Origin of the sequence: Granulicella sp. L56 (genome assembly GCF_009765835.1) — a bacterium.
GTDB lineage: Bacteria > Acidobacteriota > Terriglobia > Terriglobales > Acidobacteriaceae > Edaphobacter.
The window spans coordinates 1,535,783-1,559,558 of the sequence record NZ_LMUS01000001.1; the positions used below are offsets into that span (position 1 = coordinate 1,535,783).

Sequence of the window (23,776 nt, forward strand, 5' to 3'; positions counted from 1 at the left end):
TCCGTTTAGGTGGTTTCATCGACCATGGGACGGGTCAGGCGAAGCTGCAGTGTTGAGGTCGATCGAGAGATCGGGAGCGCCCGGAGCGTGACAGTTGCCGTCTCGGCCGTAGCTCTGCGCACAGGCCTCAGTGAGGGATTTGCGCCGCGGAGACTGAGCATATTGCCACACCATGGCATCCGGAGTTCCGCTGGCAGCAAGCGGTAAAGCATTCAAAACACAGCCATTCGAAGGCGGACACCCGTCCTGCACCACCCACAGCGCTATCTCGTGGAGATGCTGTGCGGCGACGTGACTGCGGATGTCCTGCGCCGTGGTGATGGTGTGTCCATGTCCCTCGTTGACGAGCTGGCCGCTGCCATACACGCCAGGTCGATAGCCGGAGCGAGCTATAACCTCCGTCCATGCAAAGAGATAGTCTGCCTGCTCCGGCAGAAGTCGTCCACCTTCCTCCTGATCGAGAAAGATGATCGCGTTAAGTGGAAAATGTTCGCGCCGAGCGGCGGCGATGGCGGCGGCAGCGTCACTTTTGCCGAGTGCGGCGGGAGCGGTGCCGGACTTCTGTGCCTTCGTAATTTCGGTATCGAGCCGTCCGTTGAAGAGCACAAGAAATCCGAAGCCGTTGCGAAGGATGATGTCGCGTTTGCCCTGCCAGCTATTCTGCCGATCGCCGGGGGGAGTGTTGAGCCAATATCCCGTAAAGGAAAAGTGTTGCCGCAGAGCTGGGAGCGCCTGATCGCCGGGATAGTCGTTGAGATCGAAGCCTAGATATGCGTGTGCAGCGTCTGATTGCTGACGATTAGCAGATGAGGGCTGCTGAGCGCTGGCAAAGGCAGCGAGAGTGGAGAGGACGAGACCCGTGATCAGAAGACGCATGTAATAGATGAGACGTTGAAAAAGCCTTAACTGAAGATACGAGGCCATATGCTACCTTGCAATTCAATGAATCTTTGAGGAGCTTTGTATGTCCGAGCATGATCCGCACTATCCGATTGGAAGGTTTGAGAAGCCGGCAATCATTACACCGGACGACCGACTGCAAGCGATTTCGACGCTGGCGGAGACGCCGGAGATGTTACGCAACGCCGTTGATAGGTTGGATACAGCACAACTGAGCACGCCCTATCGCGAGGGAGGATGGACGGTGCGGCAGGTGGTACACCACATGGCGGACAGCCACATGAACGCATTTGTCCGCTTGCGGCTGGCGCTGACCGAAGACTGGCCGACGATCAAGCCCTATGACGAAAAAGCATGGGCAACGCTTCGCGACTATGCCGCCCCGATCGAGTGGTCGCTGGAGCTGGTGGAGAGCCTTCATGCGCGCTGGGTGATGTTGCTGCAATCGCTGAGCGAGGAGCAGTGGCAGCGCGGGTTTCTGCATCCCGAGAACGGACCGGTGACGCTGGATGTGATGACGCTAACGTATGCGTGGCACTCGATGCATCATGTGGCGCACATTACGCATCTGCGCGCAAAAGAAGAGTGGTAGCTGGCGGCATGAGATTGTCGCGCACGGCAGGGGCAGAGCCGGAGCAGACCGTGGAGCAGATTGCCGCGGCGCTGGAGGGGTTTCTTGCCGAACACCCGAAGGCAGTCGTGCTCGAAGACGGCAAGGTGCTCTTCGACATGCGCGAGGCGAAGTATTCGCTGGCCACGGAGCATGGACGATGCACGCTGCATCTTTGGGGCGAGGACCGCAACCTGGTTCGCCGAGTGAGCGGAACTGCGCTGCGGAACGGCGTACTGCGGCTGAGCACGCATCGCTTTGGACAGACGAAACCGCAGATGCTGGAGCTTGCCGCAGATAAAGACCGGCGCACGCCTTCGACGCGCGAGGCAACGCGGGTGAAGTATCTGCGCGTGCTGGAACGGGTGCTGCAGCGGAACTTCGACGACTGGAAACCGGATGGGTTTCGTACCGCGATGGACCTTGAAAAGAGCTTTGGGCCAGCGTATGCGCGGGGATCGCTGGTGCAAGGACAGAAGGCCTGGGCCGTCATCGCCGTGAATGAAGAAGAGACGCAGGCCACCGTCGATGGGATTTTGACGCTGGGAATTTTGTGGCTGCAACACTGTCGCGAATCGGGCGGCGGACGGAGGCTGTATCAGGGGCTGCGGGTGATTGTGCCGCGTGGCATGGCAACGCTGACGCTGTCGCGGCTGGCGTGGCTCAATTGCGATGCTGCGCTGTGGGAGTTGTGGGAGCTGGACCAGGCGAGCGAAGAGTTGGAGCAGCGCGATGCTGCCGACCATGGCAACCTGACGACTCGGTTGATGCATGCGCCAAATATGGAGGCCGCGCGGGAGCGGTTTGGCGAGTCGGCTGCGCGAGTGATGGCGCTGGTGCCGGAACCGATGCGCGAGGTGGTGGAGCAGAAGATTCGCAGCGGAACGGAGATGGCGTTTCTGCTGCATGGGTTGGAGTTTGCGCGGGTGCGGATGGGGTATGGGGGCAGCTCCTTCAACAGCACGCAGGAGATTACGTTTGGCGCGGGCGCGAATGAGACGGTGCTGACCGGCGAGAATGAAGCCGAGCTGCGGGAGCTGGTGTCGCGGCTGTTTGCGCGACGGGCTGCGAATGGCGACAGCCGCGATCCGCTGTACAGGATGCAGCCGGAGCGTTGGCTGGAGAGCGTTCTGCGGCGCGATGTCGAACCGCTGGATGCGCATTTGAATGCGGCGCATGTTTATACGCAGGTTCCGGCGTTCGCCGCGGCGGATCGCGGGATGCTCGATCTGCTGGGCGTGACCGATGATGGACGACTGGCGGTGATCGAGCTGAAGGCCGACGAAGATCTGCACCTTGCCTTGCAGGGGTTGGACTACTGGGTGCGAGTGCGATGGCATCATCTGCAGAATCCCGATCAAATGAGCGGGCTGGGCGAGTTTCAACGGCATGGATACTTTGGCGGGGTCAGGCTGTCGGCCGAGGCGCCGAAGCTCTATCTGGTGGCTCCGGCGTTGCGGGTGCATCCGGCGACGGAGGTGGTGCTGCGATATCTGTCGCCGCGAGTGGAGTGGTCTCTGGTTGCGCTGGATGAGCGATGGCGCGCAAAGGTGAAGGCGGTTTGGCGGAAGCGGAGTAGCGATTCTCGCCTGTAGCGCGAGCGCCCTTGCCAGAGGCTATAAAATAGAGTTGTACCTGGACAGATAGGAAACGACTCCGCAATGCCGCTCTACGAATACGAATGCACTGCCTGCCATCGCCGCACCGAGAAGATACAGAAATTCTCCGACCCCGAGATCACGATTTGCCCTTATTGCAGTGGGCCTCTTGAGCGCGTTATCTCCGCGCCTGCCGTCAGCTTCAAAGGCGGAGGCTGGTATGCGGACGGCTATGGCAACGCCAAGCCAAAGGCTTCCACCGAGAGTAAAAGTTCTGCGCCGAGTTCAGACTCGGGTTCGAACACTACTCCTGCACCAGCGGCTGCGGCGGCGCCCGCAGCTTCTGCTCCAGCACCTGCAGCCAGTTCGGATAAGAAATAACGAAAGCGCTACTCCTGCGGCAGCATATGAATCAGCTCCTGATCGCCGTTGAGCAGGTAGTATGCAACGAACTTCATGGGATGCGAGGCAGATGCGTTGTCGAAACGCGTAATCACTGCGTCTGCCGGTTCGTGGAAGGCTGAGCCTGTATCGAGCGTTCGCGCTTCCGCTTCGTCTTCCCGCTGAAATACGGCAGTTCCTTCAGCGATATACCCGACGACCGGACAGGGATGAGAGTGCCTGCCGGTGCGCTGGCCGGGCGCAAAGACAATCTCACGAACTTCTACCTGCGTAACCGTTCGGCTTCCAAGTGCCGCGCTCAATAAAGGCTTTCGGAAAATCGTATTTTCGCTCATCTCGTTTTGATGGTGATGGCAGAGCGTGGACTCAGAAAGTCATACGTTCTAGCTCTTCTTCTTGGGAACCTTTGCACCGGCTTTGCGCGCTTCGGAGAGGCCAATTGCAATAGCCTGCTTGCGGCTGGTGACCTTCTTGCCGCTGCGGCCGCTCTTGAGCTTGCCCTGCTTCATCGCCTTCATCTCGCGCTCGACGCTCTTGCCAGCGGCCGTTCCGTACTTGCGGCCTGAGCTGCTCTTCTTCGCAGGTGTCTTCCTGCTGACACTCTTTTTCGTCGCAGTCTTTTTTGTTGCGGTTTTCTTGCTTGTAGTTTTTTTGCTGGCTGATTTCTTGATTGCCGATTTTTTAGTTGCGGACTTCTTTGTTGCTTTTTTGTTTGCCATAAAATTCTCCCTGCATCTAGGAGTATGGAATCGCAGCGATAAGTTGCATCGTTGCAGACAGTGCTATCGCGAGCGTCGGCGCTTTACCACTACGATTCCCAGCAGCAATGCCGCTGCGGATATGCCCAGCAATCTTCCCAGCATCTTTCTCGTCCACGATTGCGTACGTTCGAGCGAGCCATCATGCCATGCGGTTTGCACGGCTACGAGATCGGCAGTGAGGCCGGGGATGGTGATTGCATTTAAATCTGCCGTCGGTAAAGAACCGAAGATTCGCTCCGGCTCCGGCGGCTTTCCGTTGCGGTCTTTCGGGATGGCTTCGAGGAGTGCGTTGACTTCGGCGTCGCGTGGATCGTCGAAGAACGCGCCATCCGCGGTGTTTGGGAAGAGCGTCGCGTTGCCGGTCATCTTCTTTTCGATGGCGGCGACGCTGTCCTGGCAGACGCCGAGAGCGTAGTAGCCGCCGAAGGGCAGGGTTGGGCGTGCCTGGTGTTGATGCATGTAGGCGATCGACATCCTGCCTGTGAGGCGGGTTACTTCGAGCGCGTCGGCGTTGCGGTACTCGTGCGCGTGGCGGACGAGTACCCAGGGCTGGTCGAGCGTGTCCATGGTGCGGAACTCGGCCTTGCCATCGACGCCGAAGTACCAGCTTACGTCGGCGTTAATCTTTGGCCCGCGAATCTGCCACTCGTACTCGGCGTGGCTTACGGGAATGAGCAGCGTTCGTTTGGTGCCGGGAATTTTGATCTGCGAACTCACCCAGAAGGGCATCATTACGTCCTGCCCCTTGTAGTGGAAGTGGCCGAAGTTCGCGAAGTAACGCGCGTCCCACACGGTGACGGTGTGACCGGAATCGATCAGCGTCTGTATGAGTGCCTCGGGAGTTGCGGAATTTTTCCCGGCTAGCTTTGCGGTGGCTTGCGGTGCGTCGTCGAGTCCGTTGAGGCTCAGGCGGTTGAGCACGTCGGCTATGCGCTGGCTCTCAGCATGGAGCGGAGCGAGCTGCGGGTTGGCATCGTCTCCGCGCAGGACGCCTGCTCCGAGGTCGCTGACGAGGCCTGCGCGGGTGAAGCCGGGCAACTGCGATGGCTTGTCGAGATCGACGGTCTCGGCGTGTTCGAGCGTGTAGGGGCCGAGGTCGATGAACTGCTTTGCCTGCGCAGTGGACAGGCTGCTCTTCGGGCTGCCGGGATGCCGCGCGGCGAGGTCTTGGAGTGCTTCATTCTTTCCGGCGATGCGTCCGGCGACGCGCACGGTGGGATTGATCTCCTGCATGGTCCAGCCGGGGAAGCGGTCGAGCCCTTGCCAGTCTTTGCCCAGAATTAACTCGCGCAGGCGATGCATCAGGACTGGTGTCATCAAGGCAGGGCCTTGCTTTCCACTCTTGTCCAGCTCTGCGAGGACGGCTTCGGTGAAGCCGGGAGTGGCTGAAAGCTCGCGCATCATTTGCGACAACATCACGGTATTGGCAGGCATCGGCTCCTCCGGCACGACGTAGGGCGCGTCGCTTTTGCAGCCGATCAATGCGGCCAGAACGATCGCACAGCAGATGCGGCCAAGCTTTCCATTGACTGGAGTATGCATTCGCCTATTAGACCTCAGAAAATTTCCATCCCCCACTAATTCTCTGAAGGTTTCTCGATGTGATCGATCACGAGCATTTGTACCGAACCCTTGGTGGGTTTCAGTTTCAGCCCCAACTGCTCCTGAATCGCTATATCGAGCGGTTGGATGGGGTCCATATCGTCGGCTTTCCTGTCGCTTAGCCGCGTGCCGTGGTATCGCAGCGTGAAGTCATATTTACCTGTGAGTCCAGTCTTATCGACGACGGGATGGCCAAACTGTGCGGCCAGTTGCTGAACTATATCGTTCATCGAACATCCGTGAGCGACATAATCGAAACCGACCCGGCTATCGCCTCGCTGGTAGAGAGGGGGTATGGGATAGTCGCCCCATGCTTTCCTCTCCTCGGCACTGGGCGGTTCGCCCTTCGCCTCCTGCATCTTCGATCCATTCTTCGACAGCACCAGATCGTAGGCTGGGCCTTCTCGCGTCTCCCAGTGGGCCTTCAGCTTGAAGCGGTCGGCGAGGAGCGCTTGCATCATGTGCTGCTGTTCCAGCCTCTCCTGAGCTTTGCTCAACTTCGCCAAACGTTCATCGGCAGCGCTGTCTGACTTTGCCTGGATATTGAACATCGCGCTCCAGTTTGGCATGCCCGATATTTGGTCCCACCGGACACCGTATGCCATGGAAAGGAGGTTCATGGCATCGAAGTCTGTCACACGCAAAGAGCTGGAGTGAGGCGCGAAGGAACCGCTCACCATATAAGAATCCGCGGCTGGGCTTTGCCGGATCGAAGCAACATCAAACGTCAGCGTCGGTACATACGCTTTGCTTGTAGTCGCAGCCACATCTGGAACCGCGCCTGCCTGCGCGAATGTGACTGGCGCGGCGACAACCATCCATACAAACGTGAACAGTAACAGCTTGCGGACCGAACTCGATTTGCATCTCAACAGGTTTGCCATAGCCACTTTTCTCACACCTGTTTAGCCAATTGATGGGCAGGTGTCAAGCGGGGCAGAGAGGCAAAGGCGAAATACAGGGGTCTCTCCACTGCGCTTCGCTCCGGTCGAGATGACGTGCAGATGAAGCGAACCAACGATTTTTAGCTATCGAGTTTTTTTACTACCAGTTCGTTCAGCAGCGCGGGGTTGGCCTGTCCCTTGGAGAGGCGCATGACCTGGCCTACGAAGAAGGCAGAGACCGTCTTCTTGCCGCCGCGATATTGTTCGACCTGTTTTGGATTTGCGGCGATGACTTCGTCGATCATCTTCTCGATGGCCAAGGCGTCGGAGATCTGCTGCGGCTTCTCGCGGTCGTAGACTGCGGGGAAGTCCTCGTTCTTTTCGAAACAGGTGTCGAGAAGCTGCTTGAGCATCTTGCTCGAAAGCTCGCCTGACTCAGCGAGGTCGGCGGCCATAACGATTCCTGCCATCGATACGGGAGACTGGTCCAGTTCGAGATTTGCGAGGCGTAGGCGCATGGTCAACTCGCTGGTCAGCAGAGCGGCTACGCGCGTGGGGCTCTTCGCTTTCTTTGCTGCGGACTCGAAGCTGTCGGCGAAGGAGCGGGTTGCCGTCAGGGTTGCGGCGTCCTGCTCGCTAATCTCGTACTCGGCGATCATGCGCGCGCGACGGGCCTCGGGCAGCTCGGGAAGCGACTTCAGGATTTCGGCCTGCCACTCTGCGCCTACGACCAGCGGCGGAAGGTCTGGCTCTGGGAAGTAGCGGTAGTCGTGCGCCTGTTCCTTCGAACGCATCGAGAACGTCCGGCCTTCGGCGTTGTTCCAGAGGCGCGACTCCTGCACGACGCGGCCGCCTTCTTCGATGACGCCGATCTGGCGCTCGATCTCGTACTCGACCGCCGCGCGGATATAGCGAAAGCTGTTGACGTTTTTGACCTCGGCCTTGGTGCCATACTCCTTCGCGCCTTTGAGCATGACGCTTACGTTGGCGTCGCAGCGGAGAGAGCCTTCTTCCATGTTGCAGTCGCTAACGCCCGTGTAGAGGAGAATCTCTTTCAGTTTGGTGAGGTACTCGAAGACCTCGTCGGCGGTGCGCAGGTCGGGCTCGCTGACGATCTCGATCAGCGGCGTGCCGCAGCGGTTGAGGTCGATGTAAGTCTTCGATACGGAATCTGCAAAGCCGTCGTGTACGCTCTTGCCCGCATCCTCTTCCATGTGGAGCCGGGTGACGCCGATGCGCTTGGACGCGCCGCTGGCGTCGGGCACGTCGAGCCAGCCATGTTCGGCGATGGGCTTGTCGAACTGAGAGATCTGATAGCCCTTGGGCGAGTCGGGGTAGAAGTAGTTCTTGCGCGAGAAGATGCTGGTCTCGCGGATCTCGCAGTTGATGGCCTTTGCCGCGAGCACAGCGAACTCGACTGCCTTGCGATTGAGCACGGGCAGCGCGCCGGGCAGCCCGAGGCAGGTGGGGCAGACGTGCGTATTCGGCTCACCGCCATACTGGTTGACGCAGCCGCAGAAGGCCTTTGAAGCGGTCAGGAGCTGAACGTGGACCTCAAGCCCGATGACGGGCTGATATTTGGCGAGAACCTCTGGCGAGAGCGCGGTAGCGGTAGACATAATCAAAGTTGATTCTAACAAGCGCCGTCACGGCTGCTATTTTTGCATCTCACAAGTGCAACGGATCAAACCAAGGAAGCCTATGCCCTATCGCCTACGCCCCAGCCAGCCCGCCCCGAAGAATGAAGCGCAGAAGAACCTGGAACGTCCCAGCGCGCAGGATATCTACGAGCAGGTGGCGAACAACGCCCGTCAGGAGTTGGGCCGGTCGAGCGTGGCACTCGCCATCTCGGGGCTGGCGGGCGGCATCTTTATGGGGCTGTCGGGGTTGGGGAATGCAATTGCAATCGCCCTGCTGACCGCTCCGGGGACGGAGCCGACGAACACCACTTTGTTTATCGCGAAGATGTTTTATCCGCTGGGGTTCATCGTGGTGATCCTGGGGCGTTCGCAGCTTTTTACCGAAAATACGCTTTATCCGGTGGCGCTGGTGCTTTCGGAGAAGAAGCATCTGTGGAAGACGCTGCGGCTGTGGGGCATCGTGCTTCCTTCAAATGTGCTGGGCGCGCTGGCCTTTGCCGCGATTGCCGGGCTTACGGGAGCGCTGCATCCGAATGTGGTTCATGCGCTGTCGCAACTGGGCCTGGAAGCGCTGCACCGTCCGATGGAGACTACCTTTTGGAGCGGGGTGATGGGCGGCTGGATCATAGCGACTGTGGCGTGGCTGGTCTCGGGCTCGCACTCGATCACCGGGTCGGTGATGATTATCTGGATGCTGGCCTTCGTCGTCGGGCTGGGTAACTTTGCCCACTGCATCGCGGCCAGCGGCGAGATTCTGACTGCGGTGCTGGTCGGGCAGGCCTCGCTGACGGACTTTCTGCACTGGCTATGGCTCGCCGTGGCGGGCAATATCTGCGGCGGAGTCGGGATGGTTACGTTGCTTGAATATGGCCAGGTGGTCTACGGCGGCGATGCCGAGGCGGAGGCGCTTCCTCCCGAGCCGGATTCTCCGGGCTCGACCACCAAAAAATCTGACGCGGAGACGCAACGATAGTACCGAGGGACAGGGACCTCACTTCGCTACGTTCAGGTCGAAATAAGGTGACGATCTGGACGACGAAGGCCACTTCCCGCAGCGGGCTTAACACGTGTCTCAACGCGTCAGGTCCACCGTCTGGTCGGGCGGTGCCTGAAAACATCGATTTCCACTAGAATCAATGCAGCATGGTTCTTCCCTTCGTCCGCGAACTACTTGCGGACCTTGAACACTCTGAGGCCTTTGAGCGTGTACGCCGCCACCTGAGCGGGGGCACGGGGCGCAGACGTGTGTCTGGATTGACCGCTACGGCGCGGGCACTTTATCTGCCGCTGTTCGTTCGCGCGGCCAATGCTCCGTGCGTGATTGTCGTTTCGGACAACAAGGCCGCCGAGGCACTTCATGCCGCAGTACTCTCTGCCTGCGAGTTGACCGGAGCGTTGGACCCTGCACAGGTCTTGCGGCTTCCGGCGCACGATGTTCTTCCGTTTGAAAATCTATCCCCGCACCCTGAGATTCAGGAGACCCGGGCTGCGACGCTGTGGAAGATCGCGAACGGGACGGCGCGGCTTATGATTGCTCCGGTCGAAGCTGCCTGCATGAAGCTCTTTACCCGCGACTTTTACAAGGCGCTGGCACTGCATCTGAAGGTCGGCGAAGAGTACATGCCGGACATGCTGATCGAGCATCTGCTCTCGGTGGGCTACACCCGCGTCGATGTGGTGGAGATGCCGGGGCAGGTTACGCTGCGCGGCGGCATCATCGACGCCTTCTCGCCCGAGATGGAGCGCCCGGTGCGCATCGACTTCTTCGGCGACGAGATCGAGTCCATCCGCACCTTTGACGCCGAGACGCAGCGCAGCAGCAACCCGCTCGATGAGGCCCTGCTGCTTCCGCTTACAGAGATTCCTGTCACCGAGAAAGTTCTGACCGCGATCAATGCACGGCTCACGCGCAGCGGAGTTGCCGGGGCTGCGCTCGAAGGTGGAGAAGAGCCGGTCGAGTTGCAGACGCACATTGCCACACGTACCGGCGAGGCGACGGTGTTTCCCGGCTGGGAGTTTTTCGCGCCGGTCGCTGGAGCTACGCACACACTTTTAGACTTGCTGACGGCAAGCGGCCCTGCGCCTCGCGTCTTCATTGAAGAACCTGCGATGGTCAAAAATCAGGGCGAGCGCTGGTGGAACAAAGTTGAGCAGCGTCATGATCGTTCCGGCATCGGCAATCTGGTTCGACCCGAAGATATTTATCTTTCGCCATGGGACCTTGATGACCGCCTCCACAAATTCTGCGGTTGCGAACTCGATCAGCTTGGGCTGGTCGATATACTCGACGCCGACCGCAGCGACCTGTCGGAGGTGGACTTCGCCACTCGGCCCACGCAGCGATTTCATGGCAGCATTCCGGCGCTGATCGATCAGCTTAACGTGCTGATGAAGCAGGATGCACGCATTCTGCTCACGGCTCCTAATCAGGGTGAAGTGGAGCGGCTTGCCGGGCTTTTGCAGGAGTATCACGTTCCTTATCGCCTCGGTTCGCGGACGGAGCAGCATGGCAGCTCGACGGTTTATTCGGAGTCCAGCTATCTTGCGGGCGACCTGCGCACGCCTGTGATCGTAAAGACGACGATCGCCGCGGGTGTGCAGATACTCGACCTCGACCGGACGACAGCGCGTCAGGTTGTCATCTTTGGAGCACAGGATTTATCGGACGACGCCGACGTAACGGTGCGGACGGCGCGGCGCGGCAAATCGAAGGCTTCCGCTTTCATCTCCGATTTTCGCGATCTTGCTGTCGGCGACTACGTTGTTCACGTCGAACATGGCATCGCACAGTATTGCGGACTGCGCGTTATCGAAGAAAACGATTCGCCACCACTGGAGCTGATGATCCTTGAGTTTGCCGACGAGGCCAAGCTCTACGTTCCGCTTACGCGGCTCGATCTGATCCAGAAGTACCGCAGCACCGATACAGGGCCTGCTCCGCAACTGAACAAACTGGGCACGCAGGGTTGGCAGAAGACCAAGGCGCGCGTCAAAAAGGCGATGGCCGACATGGCCGCCGAGCTGTTGAAGCTCTACGCACAGCGCGAGTCGATTCAGGGCACTCCTTTTTCGCCGGATACGAACATGCAGCGCGAGTTTGAGGATGCGTTCGACTTCAACGAGACCGACGACCAGCTCAACGCCATTGCCGACATCAAGCGCGATATGGAATCGACGCAGCCGATGGACCGCCTGCTCTGCGGCGACGTGGGCTACGGCAAGACCGAGGTTGCCATGCGCGCGGCGTTCAAGGCGGTGCAGGACTCGAAGCAGGTCGCAATACTAACGCCGACGACGGTGCTGAGTTTTCAGCACTACGAAACCTTCAAGCGACGCTTCGCCAACTTTCCCGTCAATATCGAGATGATCTCGCGCTTCCGCACAGCGAAGGAGCAGAAGATCATTCTCGAAAAGGTGGAGCAGGGGAAGGTCGACATTCTCATCGGCACGCATCGCATTCTGTCGAAGGACCTGAAGTTTCAGGACCTCGGGCTGCTGGTGGTCGATGAAGAGCAACGCTTTGGCGTGCGTCATAAAGAGCGGCTGAAACAGATGCGAACGGCCATTGACGTACTTGCGATGTCTGCCACACCGATTCCGCGCACGCTGCATATGTCGCTGATCGGGCTGCGCGATATGAGCGTGATCGAGACGCCGCCCAAAGACCGCATGGCCATTCAGACCATCGTCGCCAAGTTCGACGAGAAGCTGGTGCGCACCGCCATTGAGATGGAGCTGGAGCGCGGCGGGCAGACCTACTTCGTACACAATCGCGTGGAGTCGATCTACGAGCTCGCGGCGAAGATTCGCGAGCTGGTTCCGCAGGCCCGCGTCGTGATTGGTCATGGGCAGCTTCCCGAGGCAGAGCTGGAGCGGGTGATGCTCGCCTTCATGAATCATGAGTACGATGTTTTGCTTGCGACCAGCATCATTGAAAACGGTCTTGATATTCCGCTCGCCAACACCATCATCATCAATCGTGCAGATCGACATGGGCTGAGCGAGCTGTATCAACTGCGTGGACGCGTGGGGCGCAGCAATCGGCGCGCTTACTCGTACCTTCTGATTCCTCCGGAGAAGGAGCTGAGCGAGGTATCGCGGCGCAGGCTTGCGGCGTTGAAGGAGTTCTCCGATCTTGGCGCGGGCTTCAAGATCGCTGCGCTTGATCTGGAACTGCGCGGCGCGGGCAACATGCTGGGCGGCGAGCAGTCGGGCCACATCGAGGCCATCGGCTTCGAGATGTACACGACCATGCTGGAAGAGGCCGTGCGCAAGATGAAGGGCGAGGAGGACAAGCCTGCCCATGCCAACACGGTCATCAACCTCGGCATCAGCGTTCGCATCGATTCGGACTACATCCCCGAAGAGAACCAGCGCCTGCGCATGTACAAGCGCATCGCCGGGGCGGAGGACTTTGCCACACTTGCCGATGTTCGTGCCGAGTTGCAGGACCGCTACGGCACGCCGCCAGAGTCCGTGCTGAACCTGCTGGCAGCTGGGGAGATTCGGCTACAGTGCGAGCAGCTTGGCATTGCACAGCTCGACCGCAAACGTACCCAGATTGAACTGGGCAAGACCAAGACTTTTGTCGAGATGCTGCATCTGAAGTTTGCCGAACGGCTATCGGGTGGATCACCTGCGACCGCTCCGGGCGTGGCTCCGGCGCGCGAGCGAAGCGTCGATCCGGGAGTGCTGATGAAGCTGGTCAGCCGCAATACGAAAAAAGGCGCGCAGTTCACGCCGCAGGGTATTCTGCGCTGGCCGCTTACCAGTGCCAAAGCCGAAGATGTGATTGCTGAGACGCGTGCGCTGCTGGATGCTCTCGATACGCATGGCTGAACCAAATCCCTCCCAAGGCTTCGATTACCCTTTGTCTGAAACCGCATAACACAATGCCGTAAACTCACTTCAACATCTATGACACTCAAACTCCTTGTTCCCGCTGCGTTGCTCTTGTTCGCCCTGCCTGTCCTCGCTCAAACGACTACCCCTCTCCCCGCCACAACGCCAGCAGATGCGTCCACACCCCTGAAGATAGGCGGAGATGTTCTCCCGCCTGTTCTAATTCATATGGCAAATCCAAAATTTCCTCGCGGCCTCCGCGGGGTAGGAACCACAGCCGTTGTCCACGTTGGTGTAGTTGTCGATACATCCGGCAAACCAACCCAAATTCGCATCGTCAAGTCGAGCAATGCAGGTTTCGATAAAAACTCTATGGATGCAGTGAAAAAATACCGCTTCAAGCCAGCGACGTTACACGGACAGCCCGTGGCAGTCGAGCTCGTAGTACAGGTAAATTTTGAGGTCTTCGACCAAATGCCTCCGGGCGGTTATCATCCACCCGCGGAACCCCCCATTCAACCGAATTAACTAATGAGGCGTCTTTTGCACAAATCCTTCCGTACCATCGCCCTCCTGACCGCATATTTAGGATTTCTCATGGCCATCCCCGTCGCTCAGACAGCCAACGCGCAACGCATCTCTGCCGACGGTTCGCCACAGACCTTCCAGTACGTCTCCGATCAATACTTCAGCGATGTCTACTTCCACTTCTCTCCGACTGCGGGCACGAGTGCGGGGCTGCATCAATACGACACGCAGCTTGAGGATTACTCCGCTGCGGGGATTCAGAAGGAGATTGCGGCTCTTCACGACTTCGAGAAGAAGGTCGAAACGATTGACCCTACCGCTCTCGATGCCAGCGTCGCGGGGGACCGCGAGATTCTGCTGAATAATATTCGCTCGCAACTGCTGACGCTCGAAGTCATTCGGCCTTGGGAGAAGAACCCCGACACTTATTCCTCGGGTGTCACTAACTCCATCTTCGTCATCATGGAACGGCCTTATGCTCCTGCCGATACGCGGCTTCATGCTGTGGTGGAGCGCGAGAAGTTGATTCCGCAGGTGCTCGAAGAGGCACGGAAGAACCTTAAGAATCCGCCGCACATCTATACCGAGATCGCTCTCGAACAGATCGACGGGCTGGTCAGCTTTTTTCAAAATGACGTGCCCAGCGCGTTTGCATCCGTTACCGATCCTGACACGAAGGCTGATTTCGCCAAGTCCAATGCGGCGGTCATCGCGGCGCTTCAGTCTTACGGAGCGTGGATGAAGACCGATCTTCTTCCGCGTTCCAACGGCGACTTTCGACTTGGGGCGGATACGTTCCGCAAGAAGCTCTCCTATGACGAGATGGTTGATATTCCACTGGACAGACTTTTACAGATTGCCTTTGCCGACCTGCACAAGAACCAGGCTGAGTTCGCGCGCGTAGCAAAGGAGGTCGATCCTACCAAGACGCCACAGGAGGTCCTTGCCGAACTCGCCACCATTCATCCCGCGCCTGACCAGCTTCTTTCGGCATTCCACAGCACCTTCGACTCGCTCATTACGTTTATTAATACGCACCACATCATTACCATCCCAAGCACGGTGCAACCTACGCTCGAAGAGACACCGCCGTTTATGCGCGCCACCACCTTCGCTTCGATGGACCCTCCGGGGCCATTTGAGACGCACTCCGCGAAGGCCTATTTCAACGTAACGCTGCCGGAGAAAGACTGGACGGCGCAGCACATCGCCGAGCACATGGCCAGCTTCAACGTGGGCACGATTATCAGCACCAGCGTGCATGAGGCATATCCCGGCCACTATGTTCAGTTCCTCTGGATGCCTGAGTTTTCGAGCAAGATCCGCAAGGTGCTTGGAGCCAACACCAACATTGAAGGCTGGGCTCACTACACCGAGCAGATGATGCTCGACGAAGGCTACGACGCGCCCGGCCCGAATGCCACGGCTGCACAGATTCGCGAGTCGCATCTTGTCCGTCTTGGGCAGTTGCAGGATGCGCTGCTGCGCGACGCGCGCTTCGTCAACAGCATCAAGCTGCACACCGGCGAGGGCGAGCCTGACGGAAAGTGGACGATGGAACAGGCTGAGGACTTCTTTGTGAAGGAGGGATACCAGTCGCGCTCCGTGGGTGTGGTTGAAACCAAACGAGGCACCTCTGACCCGACTTATCTTTACTACACACTGGGTAAGCTGGAGATCATGCAGCTCCGCGCGGACATGATGAAGAAAGAGGGCGCGGCCTTCAATCTTGAGACCTTCCACAACAACTTCATGCGCCAGGGCTTTGCTCCTATTGAGATCATTCGCAAAGCCATGCTGCATAGTGACTCGCCAGTACTTTAAGCCCAAAGACCTAACACCGATTTACACTGATTAAACCGATAAGGCTTGAATTGTTCTTCGTAGTTAATCGGTGCGATCGATGTAAATCGGTGTTAGGTCTTTCTGCCGCCATTGGATTGATTCACTTGTAACTCCTGCCTGCTAGCATTTTCAACAATCAAATTGCATCCAAGGAATTTATGACCCAAAAGACTCCCCAGAAGATTCGCAAAGCTGTCTTCCCAGCCGCAGGCATGGGCACTCGCTTCCTGCCTGCAACCAAGGCGCTGCCAAAAGAGATGCTCTGTCTCGTCGACAAACCGCTGATCCAGTACGGCATCGAAGAGGCTGTGGCGGCCGGCTGCACCGAGATCATCATCATTACCAGCCGCGGTAAAGGCATTATGGAGGACCACTTCGACCGCAGCCCTGAACTCGAAGCCGCGCTCGAAGCCAAGAACAAGACTGCGCTACTCGAAATCGCGCGCAGCGTCTCAAAGCTCGCCAAGATCACCTACACTCGTCAGTCGGAGCCGCTCGGCCTGGGCCATGCTGTCCTTCAGGCTAAAGAGATTGTCGGGAACGAGCCTTTCGCTGTATTGCTGCCTGACGATATCGTCGACGCCACTGTTCCCTGCATGAAGCAGATGGTCGAAGCGTTCAACGAGACGCAGTGCAGCATTCTCGGCTCCGAGGTTGTCGAAGGCGCGGCCATCTCGGCCTATGGCTGCCTCGATTGCACGCCCGATCCAAAGAATCCTCGCCTGCTCGCCGTAAAGAACATGGTCGAGAAGCCGAAGCCGAAAGAAGCGCCTTCGCAGAACGCCATCATCGGGCGCTACATTCTTACTCCGCGCATCTTCGAAATGATCGAAGGCATCACTCCCGGCGCGGGCGGCGAGCTGCAGCTCACCGATGCCATTAAGGCCCTGCTGCAATACGAAAAGGTCTACGGCTTCAGCTATGAGGGCAAGCGTCACGATGCCGGGGACAAGCTGGGCTTCCTGAAGGCCACCGTCGAGCTCGCGCTCAAGCGCGAGGACCTCGGGCCGGCGTTTCGTGCCTGGCTTAAATCTTTTCCAATCTAAAGTGGGACAAACAAAGACGCCCATCCTTCGCAACTTCATCACGAAGGATGGGATGTCTTCATTCCATTTACTCCATCTCACCCCTAAGCACCGTTCTCGTACCTCGGGCATCCAATCATCGACGCGCCTTTGAAGGACGCGAAGGAGTAACCAATGCCGTCACTGTTCGACCCGATTCAACTCGGCGACCTGCAGCTTCCCAACCGCATCTTCATGGCGCCGCTTACTCGTCTCCGCGGCACGTTTGACCACATCCCCACCGCAATGATGATCGAGTACTACACCCAGCGCGCCAGCGCGGGACTCATCATCTCCGAAGGAACGCCGGTCGATCCTATGGGCGTCGGTTACGCTAACGTTCCCGGCATCTGGTCGCAGGCGCAGGTCGAGGCGTGGAAGCCCGTTACCGCCGCCGTCCATCATGCCGGAGGTCGCATCTTCGCGCAGATCTGGCACGTCGGCCGCATCTCCGATCCCGAATTTCTCAATGGACAGCTTCCCGTCGCACCCAGCGCCATAGCGGCATCGGGGACTGTCAGCCTGCTTCGTCCGCAGCGCGCCTTCCCTACTCCGCGAGCGCTCGAGCTCGACGAGGTCAAGGGCGTGGTCGAAGCCTTCCGCCGTGGCGCGCAGAACGCACAGGCTGCCGGATTCGACGGCGTCGAGCTGCATGGAGCCAATGGCTATCTGCTCGACCAGTTTCTTCAGGACGGCTCTAACCACCGCACCGACGAGTATGGCGGCCCCATTGAAAACCGCGCCCGGCTGATGCTCGAAGCTGCCGATGCCGCCATCTCCGTCTTCGGCGCTGGGCGGGTCGGAATGCATCTCGCGCCGCGCGGCGATTCTCACGGCATCTCCGACTCCAACTTAACCGCGACCTTCAGTTACGTCGCCCGCGAGCTGGGCCGACGCAAGATCGCCTTTATCGCTGCGCGCGAGCACGTCGGCCCTGACAGCATCGGGCCCCAGCTCAAGCAGATATTCGGCGGCACCTTCGTCGCAAATGAAGCCATCGACCAGCAGACGGGGCAACAGCTTCTCGACGAAGGAAAGGCAGATGCCGTGGCCTTTGGCAAGCTTTTCATCGCAAACCCTGACCTGCCTGCCCGTTTCGCGAAACACGCGCCGCTTAATCGGCCTGAGCCAAATACCTTCTATGCTCCCGGGCGTCATGGTTATACGGACTACCCTTCTCTGTAGAAAAGAGTAGGGCTGCCAGACACTATGTCCTCTATTTTTCGAACCGCTCCTCAAAAACGCGGCCTGAACTTCCTGCATCTCACTATGAGAGTACTCATAAAATCCTGGAGAAGAGATGCCAACCGAAAAAACTGCCAAAGCTTCCGTCACCCGCAAAAAACTCATCGATGCCCTCAACGAAGACCTCGCCCGCGAATATCAGGCCATCATTGCGTACGTCAATTATTCCCAGGTCCTCAAGGGCGCGCAGTATATGAACATCGCCGCTGAACTGGCCGTGCACGCCGGTGAAGAGCTGGCCCACGCCATCACCATCGCCAACCAGATCGACTACCTCGGCGGAATGCCCAGCGTTACCCCCAAGCCGGTCAAGACCTCCGAGAAGGCCACGGACATGCTTCACTTCGATCTGGATAATGAGAACGAGACGATCCGCCAGTATCGCCGCCGCGTCAAGCAGTGCGACGAGCTTGGCGAGTTCGCCACGGCGGAGCATATCCGCGACATCCTTCTGCAGGAGCAGGACCACCAGATCTCTCTCGCTACCGCCCTCGGTATCGATGTTCCCGATGTAGGCATCGCAGACTAACTCTCGTCTTATGCGTAAATAAAGTGCCGTCACCGTTAGCTTTCGGTGACGGCACTTTTCGTGGAACCTTTGACCAGGTCGGGCCTTCAGCCCTTGCATTTCCTGCTTGTACGTTTCATGGGGCTGTGCCCCATGCTGGTATAGACCGCGCCTTCAGCGCGAAGTTCGTTCTCACCGCTCATCATCGATATAGGAGCAACGACTTACTCCGGGGAATATGTCGATACGGTTTAGCCAAGGCCAATCTATTTCTTTTTCGGCGGCGACTTTTTGCGAAGGTCCTTCATCGTTCCTCGCGGAAAGCCAGTCGATTCGCGCACCACAAGGTCGGTCTGAATGTTGTACTCGTGCTTCTGCACGGATTTCTCCGTCCCTTCCGCACAGGCCCGCAATGCGGTCACCGCTGCCTTTGCCAGATCGAAGCGCGACATCTGGACCGTCGTCAGCGGAGGGATGGTCACCTCGGCGATGTGAATGTTGTCGAAGCCGATGACCGAGAGATCGTCCGGCACCCGCAACCCGGCACGGTACATCGTGTGCAGCACGCCGATGGCGGTCATATCGTTCGAGCACATCACCGCGGTCGGCATGTTTTTTTCTGCCAGCAGTTGCTGCATGGCCGCCATGCCACCTTCCAAAGTATGGTCACCCTGCAGAATCCACGCCGGGTTAGGTGCGATGCCGCACTCGCGCAGCGATTCCAAAAATGCGTCGAGGCGGGACTGAGCCGAATGGAGGCCCACGGGGCCACGCAGGAAGGCGATATTTCTATGTCCCAGTGCCGCGAGGTGTTGCACGCCCTGGCGTATGCCGTGGTGATAATCCACCTTCAGCACGTTAATGCCGGGACCATCCGGCCCTACATCGACAAAGACCAACGGCACCTTGCGCTGGGCCAACTGGTCCAGCAGTGGCGCCTCGATGCCGAAGGTCATGACCGCGACACCGTCCACCTTGCGCTCCAACATGCGGCGGATGCAGTGCGACATGCGCTTGGGATCGTGGTTGGTCGAGCTTACCAGTATCTCGTACCCATGCTCGACGGCGATGTCCTCAAAGCCCTGAATCAGCTCAGGGAAGAATGGGTTGGTGATTTCGGAGACGATCAGGCCCAGGATCCAACTGCGCCCGGATACAAGGGCTCTCGCCTGCGTGTTGGGAAAGTAGTCAAGCTCTTCGATGACCTCCCACACGCGCTTGGCGATCTTTGCGTTCACCGTCGGTACGCGGTTGATCGTGCGCGAAACAGTTGCAATCGAAACGTTCGCCAGACGCGCAATGGTGCGAATATCCATACGCTCCGGGGTCTTCTTCGTCGTCGTGCGCTTCTTCTTCGTGCTCTGTCCAAGGTTGGCCATAGAGAGTATCAGGAATGCGTTTACAGAATAGCCTACGCAGCTAAAACGATTATGTAACCCGATAGCCTCCACATTGGCACATCGCCCGCTACAGAGACCGCGATTCGCAGCCTGTGCACCGTTCCCCCCGGCAACTCTCGGAAGATCTCTTTCGTCCGAGCCACTCTTTCCCCAACCGGATCCATTTATTGGAAACGTTTGCTGTTAATCGGCCTCGCCACTACAGTGGATGTGTCGAGGGCAGACATCGTCCCTGAATTCACCGCATAGGAGAAACCCCGTGGACCGTAGAAGATTCCTGCAGGCATCGTCACTCGCCGGAGCCGCATTCGCATTCGCTGCCCGTCCCGCATGGAGCGCAACCGCCGATGCACATGTCGAAGTTCTGCTCGACGAGAGCGTCGGCACCATCGCGCCCGAGATCTACGGCCAGTTCACCGAGCATCTCGGCGGCGTCATCTATGACGGTATCTGGGTAGGCGAGGACTCGCCCATCCCAAACGTCGGCGGGATACGCAAGCAGATCATCGATCGGATGAAGCAGATCCACGTCCCCGTCGTGCGCTGGCCCGGCGGCTGCTTCGCCGACAGCTACGACTGGCGAGACGGTGTTGGTCCACGCAAGGACCGGCCCACCCGCACCAACTTCTGGGCTGACGATCCCGACGCAGCGCGGCTGAAGGGCAACGCCGTTCAGGCTTATGAAAATAACGCCTTTGGTACGGACGAATTTGTACGCTTCTGCAATCTCAGCGGTGCCGAGCCCTACCTCGCGAGCAATCTGCGCAGCCTGCCCGCGCTCGAGTTCTCTCGCTGGGTCGAATATTGCAACTCGCCCGCCGACTCCACCACGCTGGCGAAGCAGCGTGCAGGCAACGGCTCTGCTGCTCCCTATGATGTGAAGTATTGGGGCGTCGGCAACGAAAGCTGGGGTTGCGGCGGCAACTTCGAGCCGGAGGAATATGCCGAGGAGTTTCGCCGCTTCACCACCTGGGTTCCACACTACGGCGTGCCGCTCTCGTTCATCGGCTCAGGCCCCAACGACAACAATCTGGAGTGGACCAACGGCTTCTTCGAGGCGCTGCGCAAAAAGAACTATATGCCGCGCGAGCTTCATGGGTGGAGCGTCCACTACTACACCTGGAACCTGAGCCTGGGTCAGACCACCGACTGGGTCGCGGGCAAGCGCGATGCGCTCGACTTCGACGAGACCGGATGGTACGAACTCTTCCTGCAGGGCCTCTACATGGAAGAGATCGTGCGAGCGCAGTGGGGATTACTGGGTGAATTCGATCCCAACCGCAACATCAAGCTCGTCGTGGATGAGTATGGACCCTGGTACAAACCCGGCACCCAACTCGATCCCACACACCTGCTCGGCCAGCAGGTTACTCTTCGCGATGCTTTGCTGACCGCCATGACGCTCGACATCTTCAACCGCCATGCGGAAAAAGTCGGCATGGCCGCCTGCGCGCAACTGGTCAATTGCCTGAATGCCCTCTTTTTTTCGCACGAAGACAAGTTCATCACCACCCCAGTCTTCCACGTCTTCGATATGTACGCCGCGCATCAGGGCGCTCAATCACTGCGCGTGAACTTCTCTTCGCCGCAGATCCACTATCAACGTAACGGCAAGCCCACCACGCTGGCGGGATTGCTCGGCTCTGCCTCCATGCGCGGCAAAACTGTCACGATCACCGCGACCAACCCCGACCTCAAAGAGTCGAAGGTGACCGAGATTGCTCTTCGGGGCTCTGCAAGGATAGCCTCCGCGGAGGCATCGGTACTGACCGACGCCGACATGCACGCCCACAACACGTTCGAGCAGCCTAATGCCGTTCAGCTCAAAAAGCTGGCAGTCGATGTGCAGGGTGGCCGGTTGAATATCACCATTCCTCCGGCTTCTGTCTCGCGCATCACCATCCAGCTCGCCTAAACCGCTCGGACCATCCAGAACGCCCAGGTTCCATCTCTCGCGCGACTGCGAGGAATGGAACCTGGACATGGTCGCTTTCTCCCGTTCCGACAGTCTCACCCTGAAAAACCTTATTGACATCGATAGATTAAAGAAGATAGCGTTATTTGGTAAACGTTTTCTTCAATATTTAATCAAAACACTCTAATCTGAATTGATGGATTGTTCTTCTATGCTCATGATGATCGTCAAGCTGGCCCGATCCGCCGTCACCCTTTTAAAGCAAGGCTCTCTTGCAAAGCACGATCTAACCTGCGAACGGGGACAATAACACCATGGCAATTGTTGCAGGAGTAGATTTCGGAACCCTGAGCGTGCGCGTCACGCTTCTCGACAGCGAGCGCGGCCCGCTCGGAACCGCCATGGCGGAGTATCCGCTGCATCGCAAACGCGAAGACCCCGACTACGCGACACAGTCTCACGAAGACCACATGCGCGGTCTGGCCAAGGCCATGCGCGACGTGTTGGCAAAGTGTAACGTCTCGGGCGATAAGGTTGAAGCCATCGCACTCGACACCACCGGTTCCAGCGTCATCCCGGTAGACAAAAATCTCCAGCCGCTCGACGAGTACTACCTCTGGTGCGATCACCGCGCCAAGCGCGAGGCCCGCGAGATCACCGAGGCCTGTCATCGCGATGGCATCGAAGCGATCGAGTGGTGCGGCGGCGTCTACTCGCACGAGTGGGGCTTCGCCAAACTGCTGCACTGGCTTCGCAACAACCCCGACAAGCGTGCCAACTTCGCCAGCGCCTTCGAGCACTGCGACATGGTCGCCGCGACACTCTCCGGCATCACCGATCCGCGCAAGGCAAAGCGCAGCGTCTGCGCGATGGGCCACAAGTGGCTCTGGAACCCCAAGTGGGGCGGCTTCCCTCCACAGGCGTTTCTCTCGAAGCTCGATCCGCTATTCGACGGCGTGGTCGAAAAGCTCTCGGGCGAATATCTCACCTCCGACCATCTCGCTGGGCATCTCTCTGAGCACTGGGCGTCCGAGCTGGGCCTGCGCGCAGGCATTCCCATCCCGGTCGGCGCGTTTGACGCGCACTGGGACGCCATCGGCGCTGGCTGCCGCACGGGCGATGTTGTCAACGTAATCGGCACGTCAACCTGCATCATTGCGATGCAGCCGGAGATCAGCCTCATCCCCGGGGTCTGCGGCGTCGTTCCCGGCAGCGTGCATCCCAACTATGCCGGTGTCGAGGCCGGGCTCTCAGCCACCGGTGATATCTTCGAAGCCATCGCCCGCCGCGCTGAAACCACGGTGAAGGCGCTTGCTGAAGGCATCGAGAAGAATCGCCCCGGCCAGACCGGCTTGCTGCGACTCACTTGGGACAACGGCGACCGCACTGTTCTGGTCAACGCCGACCTCGCCGGTATCACTATCGGCTGGAACCTATTGACGACCGCGCAGGATGAGCTTTACGCCGCCATCGAGGGCACGGCGTTTCATACGCGCATCATCCTTGAGCGCATGGCCGAGCATGGCGTTCCGGTCGAGCGGGTCGTCAATGCGGGAGGCATTCCGCAGAATAACGCGACACTTAACCAGATCTACGCGAATGTGCTCAACAAGCCTGTCGTCGTTCCTGACGGCATTCCCACCAGCCTCGGCTCGGGAATATTTGCCATGCTGGCGGCGGGTATCTTCAAGACCGTAGAAGAAGCGCAGGAAAAACTCTGCCTGAAATATCGAACCTACAATCCGGAACCCGAAGCAGTCGCGATTTATGACAAGCTCTATCGCCACTATCGAGCGCATTACTTTAATTTCGGCGAGAGCGCACCAGAATCCGTAACCATGCTGGAGACCTTCCGTCAGCTACGCGAGATCGCTCACGAGAGCCACTCAGCGTCGCAGGAAGCTCTACTCAATGCATAAATAACTTAAACAATCCCCGTACGCGGGTTTTAACCGAGAGAGATGGAGACGTAGATGTCGAAGCAGATGACGATGGGTGTGATAGTGGGCAACCGGGGATTTTTCCCGAGCCA

Annotated in this window: 19 protein-coding genes; 12 read left to right on the forward strand and 7 right to left on the reverse strand. The window is 58.7% G+C overall.

Annotated features, from left to right (window positions below; genetic code table 11):
• Positions 1 to 15 precede the first annotated feature (15 nt).
• On the reverse strand, positions 16 to 876 hold the full coding sequence (locus GSQ81_RS06380; RefSeq protein ID WP_158909797.1) for a glycoside hydrolase domain-containing protein: 861 nt from the start codon (positions 874 to 876) through the stop codon (positions 16 to 18).
• A gap of 88 nt (positions 877 to 964) precedes the next feature.
• On the opposite strand from GSQ81_RS06380, the gene GSQ81_RS06385 reads away from it, so the two are divergent.
• The 3 genes from GSQ81_RS06385 (at position 965) to GSQ81_RS06395 (ending at position 3,489) form a co-directional block, all read left to right on the forward strand.
• A complete protein-coding gene (locus tag GSQ81_RS06385; RefSeq protein ID WP_158909798.1) occupies positions 965 to 1,492 on the forward strand; it encodes a YfiT family bacillithiol transferase in 528 nt (175 codons plus the stop codon).
• A gap of 8 nt (positions 1,493 to 1,500) precedes the next feature.
• Positions 1,501 to 3,105, forward strand: coding sequence for a hypothetical protein (locus GSQ81_RS06390; RefSeq protein ID WP_158909799.1), 1,605 nt, complete (start codon positions 1,501 to 1,503; stop codon positions 3,103 to 3,105).
• A gap of 66 nt (positions 3,106 to 3,171) precedes the next feature.
• On the forward strand, positions 3,172 to 3,489 hold the full coding sequence (locus GSQ81_RS06395) for an FmdB family zinc ribbon protein (RefSeq protein WP_158909800.1): 318 nt from the start codon (positions 3,172 to 3,174) through the stop codon (positions 3,487 to 3,489).
• Positions 3,490 to 3,497: 8 nt separating this feature from the next.
• On the opposite strand, the gene GSQ81_RS06400 is transcribed toward GSQ81_RS06395, so the two are convergent.
• The 5 genes from GSQ81_RS06400 to gatB all read right to left on the reverse strand — a co-directional run bounded on the left by GSQ81_RS06400 (position 3,498) and on the right by gatB (position 8,376).
• On the reverse strand, positions 3,498 to 3,812 hold the full coding sequence (locus GSQ81_RS06400; protein ID WP_158909801.1) for a cupin domain-containing protein: 315 nt from the start codon (positions 3,810 to 3,812) through the stop codon (positions 3,498 to 3,500).
• 81 nt (positions 3,813 to 3,893) lie between these two features.
• Positions 3,894 to 4,229, reverse strand: a complete 336-nt coding sequence (locus GSQ81_RS06405) for a DUF6496 domain-containing protein (RefSeq protein WP_158909802.1) — start codon at positions 4,227 to 4,229, stop codon at positions 3,894 to 3,896.
• Positions 4,230 to 4,292: 63 nt separating this feature from the next.
• Complete coding sequence (locus GSQ81_RS06410) at positions 4,293 to 5,813, reverse strand: hypothetical protein (protein ID WP_254060037.1); 1,521 nt, start codon at positions 5,811 to 5,813, stop codon at positions 4,293 to 4,295.
• A 35-nt stretch (positions 5,814 to 5,848) separates the two neighbouring features.
• Entirely contained in the window at positions 5,849 to 6,757 is a 909-nt protein-coding gene (locus GSQ81_RS06415; RefSeq protein WP_158909803.1) for a TIGR03435 family protein, read from the reverse strand.
• 140 nt (positions 6,758 to 6,897) lie between these two features.
• A complete protein-coding gene (gene gatB, locus GSQ81_RS06420; RefSeq protein WP_158909804.1) occupies positions 6,898 to 8,376 on the reverse strand; it encodes an Asp-tRNA(Asn)/Glu-tRNA(Gln) amidotransferase subunit GatB in 1,479 nt (492 codons plus the stop codon).
• Between the two features lie 82 nt (positions 8,377 to 8,458).
• Between gatB and GSQ81_RS06425 the strand changes: the two genes are divergently transcribed.
• From GSQ81_RS06425 to GSQ81_RS06455, 7 genes are all read left to right on the forward strand, one after another.
• Positions 8,459 to 9,370, forward strand: coding sequence for a formate/nitrite transporter family protein (locus GSQ81_RS06425; RefSeq protein ID WP_158909805.1), 912 nt, complete (start codon positions 8,459 to 8,461; stop codon positions 9,368 to 9,370).
• A gap of 170 nt (positions 9,371 to 9,540) precedes the next feature.
• Positions 9,541 to 13,236, forward strand: coding sequence for a transcription-repair coupling factor (mfd, locus tag GSQ81_RS06430; RefSeq protein ID WP_158909806.1), 3,696 nt, complete (start codon positions 9,541 to 9,543; stop codon positions 13,234 to 13,236).
• A gap of 78 nt (positions 13,237 to 13,314) precedes the next feature.
• Positions 13,315 to 13,767, forward strand: coding sequence for an energy transducer TonB (locus GSQ81_RS06435; protein ID WP_158909807.1), 453 nt, complete (start codon positions 13,315 to 13,317; stop codon positions 13,765 to 13,767).
• 69 nt (positions 13,768 to 13,836) lie between these two features.
• Positions 13,837 to 15,591, forward strand: coding sequence for a DUF885 domain-containing protein (locus GSQ81_RS06440; RefSeq protein ID WP_158909808.1), 1,755 nt, complete (start codon positions 13,837 to 13,839; stop codon positions 15,589 to 15,591).
• A 179-nt stretch (positions 15,592 to 15,770) separates the two neighbouring features.
• Positions 15,771 to 16,658, forward strand: coding sequence for a UTP--glucose-1-phosphate uridylyltransferase GalU (galU, locus tag GSQ81_RS06445; protein ID WP_158909809.1), 888 nt, complete (start codon positions 15,771 to 15,773; stop codon positions 16,656 to 16,658).
• Positions 16,659 to 16,811: 153 nt separating this feature from the next.
• A complete protein-coding gene (locus GSQ81_RS06450; protein ID WP_158909810.1) occupies positions 16,812 to 17,861 on the forward strand; it encodes an alkene reductase in 1,050 nt (349 codons plus the stop codon).
• Positions 17,862 to 17,976: 115 nt separating this feature from the next.
• The gene (locus GSQ81_RS06455; protein ID WP_158909811.1) at positions 17,977 to 18,450 is read left to right on the forward strand and encodes a bacterioferritin; all 474 of its coding nucleotides are present in this window, start codon (positions 17,977 to 17,979) and stop codon (positions 18,448 to 18,450) included.
• A 245-nt stretch (positions 18,451 to 18,695) separates the two neighbouring features.
• On the opposite strand, the gene GSQ81_RS06460 is transcribed toward GSQ81_RS06455, so the two are convergent.
• The gene (locus GSQ81_RS06460; protein WP_371715218.1) at positions 18,696 to 19,808 is read right to left on the reverse strand and encodes a LacI family DNA-binding transcriptional regulator; all 1,113 of its coding nucleotides are present in this window, start codon (positions 19,806 to 19,808) and stop codon (positions 18,696 to 18,698) included.
• A gap of 280 nt (positions 19,809 to 20,088) precedes the next feature.
• On the opposite strand from GSQ81_RS06460, the gene GSQ81_RS06465 reads away from it, so the two are divergent.
• Positions 20,089 to 21,744 (forward strand): alpha-N-arabinofuranosidase, encoded by a 1,656-nt coding sequence (locus GSQ81_RS06465; protein ID WP_254060038.1) that lies wholly within the window; start codon positions 20,089 to 20,091, stop codon positions 21,742 to 21,744.
• Positions 21,745 to 22,058: 314 nt separating this feature from the next.
• Entirely contained in the window at positions 22,059 to 23,663 is a 1,605-nt protein-coding gene (locus GSQ81_RS06470; protein ID WP_158909813.1) for a ribulokinase, read from the forward strand.
• The last annotated feature ends 113 nt before the right edge of the window (positions 23,664 to 23,776 follow it).

Excerpts from the sequence above, each read along its gene's own strand:
- mfd (WP_158909806.1), top strand. The coding sequence starts at position 9,541 with ATGGTTCTTCCCTTCGTCCGCGAACTACTTGCGGACCTTGAACACTCT.
- GSQ81_RS06455 (WP_158909811.1), top strand. The coding sequence starts at position 17,977 with ATGCCAACCGAAAAAACTGCCAAAGCTTCCGTCACCCGCAAAAAACTC.
- GSQ81_RS06470 (WP_158909813.1), top strand. The coding sequence starts at position 22,059 with ATGGCAATTGTTGCAGGAGTAGATTTCGGAACCCTGAGCGTGCGCGTC.
- GSQ81_RS06450 (WP_158909810.1), top strand. The coding sequence starts at position 16,812 with ATGCCGTCACTGTTCGACCCGATTCAACTCGGCGACCTGCAGCTTCCC.
- GSQ81_RS06460 (WP_371715218.1), bottom strand. The coding sequence starts at position 19,808 with ATGGCCAACCTTGGACAGAGCACGAAGAAGAAGCGCACGACGACGAAG.
- GSQ81_RS06440 (WP_158909808.1), top strand. The coding sequence starts at position 13,837 with ATGGCCATCCCCGTCGCTCAGACAGCCAACGCGCAACGCATCTCTGCC.
- galU (WP_158909809.1), top strand. The coding sequence starts at position 15,771 with ATGACCCAAAAGACTCCCCAGAAGATTCGCAAAGCTGTCTTCCCAGCC.
- gatB (WP_158909804.1), bottom strand. The coding sequence starts at position 8,376 with ATGTCTACCGCTACCGCGCTCTCGCCAGAGGTTCTCGCCAAATATCAG.
- GSQ81_RS06410 (WP_254060037.1), bottom strand. The coding sequence starts at position 5,813 with ATGCATACTCCAGTCAATGGAAAGCTTGGCCGCATCTGCTGTGCGATC.
- GSQ81_RS06415 (WP_158909803.1), bottom strand. The coding sequence starts at position 6,757 with ATGGCAAACCTGTTGAGATGCAAATCGAGTTCGGTCCGCAAGCTGTTA.
- GSQ81_RS06395 (WP_158909800.1), top strand. The coding sequence starts at position 3,172 with ATGCCGCTCTACGAATACGAATGCACTGCCTGCCATCGCCGCACCGAG.
- GSQ81_RS06385 (WP_158909798.1), top strand. The coding sequence starts at position 965 with ATGTCCGAGCATGATCCGCACTATCCGATTGGAAGGTTTGAGAAGCCG.
- GSQ81_RS06390 (WP_158909799.1), top strand. The coding sequence starts at position 1,501 with ATGAGATTGTCGCGCACGGCAGGGGCAGAGCCGGAGCAGACCGTGGAG.
- GSQ81_RS06435 (WP_158909807.1), top strand. The coding sequence starts at position 13,315 with ATGACACTCAAACTCCTTGTTCCCGCTGCGTTGCTCTTGTTCGCCCTG.
- GSQ81_RS06380 (WP_158909797.1), bottom strand. The coding sequence starts at position 876 with ATGCGTCTTCTGATCACGGGTCTCGTCCTCTCCACTCTCGCTGCCTTT.
- GSQ81_RS06405 (WP_158909802.1), bottom strand. The coding sequence starts at position 4,229 with ATGGCAAACAAAAAAGCAACAAAGAAGTCCGCAACTAAAAAATCGGCA.
- GSQ81_RS06425 (WP_158909805.1), top strand. The coding sequence starts at position 8,459 with ATGCCCTATCGCCTACGCCCCAGCCAGCCCGCCCCGAAGAATGAAGCG.